Source organism: Mesorhizobium sp. WSM4840, assembly GCF_055811755.1.
Genome location: NZ_JBVVQD010000113.1, coordinates 1 through 810, shown reverse-complemented (window position 1 = coordinate 810; position 810 = coordinate 1). Strand labels below are relative to the sequence as shown.

Annotated in this window: 1 protein-coding gene; it reads right to left on the bottom strand. The window is 60.6% G+C overall.

The features are described 5' to 3' along the window. A partial coding sequence (locus tag AC0L3I_RS36925; RefSeq protein WP_473530233.1) for a reverse transcriptase domain-containing protein occupies positions 1 to 528 on the bottom strand: 528 nt, incomplete at its 3' end. Between the last annotated feature and the right edge of the window lie 282 nt (positions 529 to 810).

The window sequence follows — 810 nt, the reverse complement described above, 5'->3', positions numbered from 1 at the left end:
TGCGTTCAGCCATTTATCGATCATCCGTCGGATGACGCCGTCCGTGACTCGCTGGTCGAGGAACGCCCGGAGGTGAGAGTGCGGAATCGAGTCGAAGTACTTCTGTATGTCGAGATCGATCACCCAATAGAGCCGCTTTGCCCACAGCACGTTCTGCATATTGCGGAGCGCCTGATGGGCCGAGCGGCCCGGTCGGAACCCATACGAGCAGGGGCAGAAATCCTCCTCATAGACGGTCTCCAGCACCATCGTAATGGCGCGTTGCGCCACCTTGTCCTCGAAGGTCGGAATGCCGAGCATCCTTTGCGACCCATCCGCCTTGGGTATATAGGCCCGCCGGACCGGCGGCGCACGATATCGGCCGGACTTGATGCGCTCCAGGAGGTCCAGAAGTCTGGTCTCCAGGTTCACCTCATAGTCCGCCGCCGTGACGCCGTCGATGCCAGGGGCACCATCCTTGCGGGTCAGCCGGTAGGCCTCCTTCATCCAGTCCAGATCGATGACTTGGTGGAGCGAGCACAGCGCCACACCCCGTTTCGTCCTCGCCAGTTCGGCTATCCGTTGTCGGTTCGTAGACAGGTTTGTGGGGTTCAGAGCCCCCTCCCATGTTTCAGGTCAACGGTTCTCTACACATGACGCCTCCCTTCGCTCCGTCGGGTCCCGGTGAGCCCAGTTCCCCGTCTTCACCGCTACTATGAAGGCGTTACGACTTCCCGTGCGCGGCGACAATCAAGGGATCTTCCGCATATTTGGTGCAGGGGCCGGGATTCACGGGCGGTGCGAATGAGTCCATAGAGTCGGAATCGCAGT